This window comes from Embleya scabrispora DSM 41855, assembly GCF_000372745.1.
Taxonomy (GTDB): Bacteria; Actinomycetota; Actinomycetes; order Streptomycetales; family Streptomycetaceae; genus Embleya; species Embleya scabrispora.
The window spans coordinates 1-2,438 of record NZ_KB889636.1 but is presented as its reverse complement, the minus strand read 5'-3'; the positions used below and the strand labels follow the sequence as shown (position 1 = coordinate 2,438).

General features: G+C 63.9%; 5 protein-coding genes. All 5 read left to right on the top strand.

Features of this window, described 5'->3' with window-relative positions:
• The first annotated feature begins 377 nt into the window (after window positions 1-377).
• The 5 genes from A3IC_RS68680 (at window position 378) to A3IC_RS0114450 (ending at window position 1,996) form a co-directional block, all read left to right on the top strand.
• Window positions 378-545 carry a hypothetical protein gene (locus A3IC_RS68680; RefSeq protein WP_020550758.1) on the top strand — a complete coding sequence of 56 codons (168 nt, stop codon included), beginning with the start codon at window positions 378-380 and terminating at the stop codon, window positions 543-545.
• A 46-nt stretch (window positions 546-591) separates the two neighbouring features.
• A complete protein-coding gene (locus tag A3IC_RS68675) occupies window positions 592-876 on the top strand; it encodes a hypothetical protein (protein WP_158695955.1) in 285 nt (94 codons plus the stop codon).
• Window positions 873-1,310, top strand: coding sequence for a hypothetical protein (locus A3IC_RS68670; protein WP_158695954.1), 438 nt, complete (start codon window positions 873-875; stop codon window positions 1,308-1,310). Before A3IC_RS68675 ends, A3IC_RS68670 begins: the two co-directional genes overlap by 4 nt.
• Window positions 1,311-1,374: 64 nt before the next feature.
• On the top strand, window positions 1,375-1,590 hold the full coding sequence (locus A3IC_RS0114455; protein ID WP_020550757.1) for a hypothetical protein: 216 nt from the start codon (window positions 1,375-1,377) through the stop codon (window positions 1,588-1,590).
• Window positions 1,591-1,660: 70 nt separating this feature from the next.
• A complete protein-coding gene (locus A3IC_RS0114450) occupies window positions 1,661-1,996 on the top strand; it encodes a hypothetical protein (protein WP_020550756.1) in 336 nt (111 codons plus the stop codon).
• The last annotated feature ends 442 nt before the right edge of the window (window positions 1,997-2,438 follow it).

The following is a 2,438-nucleotide window of genomic DNA, read 5'->3' as shown; positions in this document are numbered from 1 at the left end:
AATTCTTCACCGAACTGTTCCAGCGCTTCGGCGTCTCCGCGACCTGAACCCACCTCCGGCCCCCGGAGACGGCCGGAGCCCACACGATTCCCCGGGCACGCCGTCGACCGCGCCGATGTCGGCCTCGCACCGGAGATCACCGCGCCCGAGAGAGCATCGCAGGGTCAACGAGAAGGCCGACGCGGTGCGAGCGGACGTCGAAGGATCGCCAAACGTCACTGATCCATCTCGCCACCCGCCGCCGGGTTCGGCCGCCGCTCGCATCCTTCCTGCGCTCCACTTGTGGTGGCGGTGTGTGGGTGTGCATGCTCGAACCGTTATCACCGTGCGGGGAGGGGACGGCCGTGGCCGATACGGGTGCACGTGAACAGTCAACCGTGGGATGGGCGTTGGACGCGCCGGAGCCGCGCCTGCCGGTGAACCCCTCCGGGGCGGAGCCGTTGCCGGACCTGACGGATTGGGCGGCCCCGGTGCCGTTCGCGTTCCGGTTCCTGGTCCCGGTCACCGGCACCGGCGGCATCCTCCCTGCCGACGTCGGAGTTTGAAAAGCGCATCCCTGGCTCGCGCTCCCTGGCCGGAGGAGACTGGGAGTTGGAGCTCGCTGCCTATTTGACCGCCATGCATACGAATTCTGGATTGAAGCTCTCGGTGGAGATTTCCCAGATCCCTGGTGGCAGTGTGGTTGAGAATGGCAATTCTGCCAAAGTTGTACGGATGGCGCAACGAGCTCAGGACAACAGGGAGATGGTGGGGCATACCCAAAGAGAAATGATCATGCTCAAGGATTTCGCTGTACTTGCGCATCCTAATACCATGTTCTATCAGGAATTTGTGTCATGGTCTCGGAATATAGCATGGAAGGAGCTGCTGCAATGACGACGAGGAGCGAGGCTCTGCCGGATACATTCGGCGCCATGAGCATGTGGGATTTTCATCCGAGTCATCAGAGACTTTTGTTTCGATGTCAGCTCGATGATCCGGAATCCAGGACGACGGGTCCGGATGACGTATTCATCGCTTCCAGGTTTCTTGATCTGATTTTCTGGGGGGTTTCGGAATTTCGTTCCAAGGTAAACTATAGATCTCTGGCTATCCGGCGCGATGACGACGCGAATTCTCCCGGAGCACTCGACGGCCATCGCGGGTTCTTCAGTCTTGAGGACAGTTTCGGAGAGTCGGGCTGGGTTATTTGCCAGAGCATCTATTGGATGGATGTGCGCCTGGGTGCATTCGCCCCCAGCCCGTTGATGGGGGACAGTTACAGATTCGATGCATTCGATGTTTCGAGATTCGATGCTCAGGTTCGGTGAAGTGTCTCATCTGCCTCGGTATGATTGGTGATCCGGGGTGTGATTCGGTTGGGTCGGAGGAATTGTGAGTGATCGGCCGGTTTCCGAAGGCGGGGCCGTCGGCCTCGAGCCGTTGGTTCCGTTGGACGAGGCGTATGTCGCGCACGCGGAGGTCCTGCGCGAGGTGGCGGTGTGCGCGTGGGACGGGGTGCCGCTCGCACCACGCGCGCAGCGCGAACCCGGCCACGACCTGGAGTCGGCGTTGCGCCTGGCGGACCTTGCGGCGCGGTTGTGCGCGTGAGCGGTGGGCGGGTTCGGTCCGGGAGTGGACGAGGGCGGGTCGACGACGTTCGGCCGGCCAGGTCGACTCGGTGACCGTTGCCGGTGACGTCGACGCCTGGTATCGCAGTGTGGACCCAGGGGTCGAGGATGCGGTGACAGCGGGGCTTGCGTCTGCGGGCCCGCTGGGGGTGGCCGCGCGGGAGGAGGCGGATCGGCGGCGTGCCGAGGCCGCAGCGCTGTGGAAGAGCAGCCCGGGTGGAAGCCTGGAAACCGGGGTCGCGTGGGCTCGTGGCCTGAGGACCCAGGCCGAGCATTTCGAGCGCTTCGCGGTCCTGGAGCCGCCCCTCGCGGACGAACACATCGTCCGGGCGCGTGAGCTGCGCGAACTCGCGGCGCTGGTCGAGCCGATGCCCGGACCGTTCTGAATCCACCGCGTGTCGCCGGCTGCCTCAGCGGCTTTTGAACGCCGCTGTGGTCCCGGCACGGTGACCGCAGTGGGCGCGAACGAGAGTTCGGAGGCGACGACGTCACGGAGCACCGTACTCACGGTTGAGCTCCTCTGATGGTCGAGCGTCACCGGATTCGAGACGTAGCCGAGTCCGACACGGCCTCACCCGCTCTCCGGGCGACGGTCCCGGGAAGTCGTCAAGCGTGGTCCATTGACCCCCCACGGAACCGAACACGGATCCCCGTTACAACTGAGCCTGGTTCGGTTTGACGGACACCCTGTCTGAGGGGTTTGCCCCTCTTGGGAGGATGTCCATCATGGAGTGCATGGGGAAGAAGAAGCCTCGGCCTCGCCGCTCGTTCACGTCGGAGTTCAAGGCCGAGATCGTCGAGCTGTGTCGGCGCGGTGATCGTTCGGTC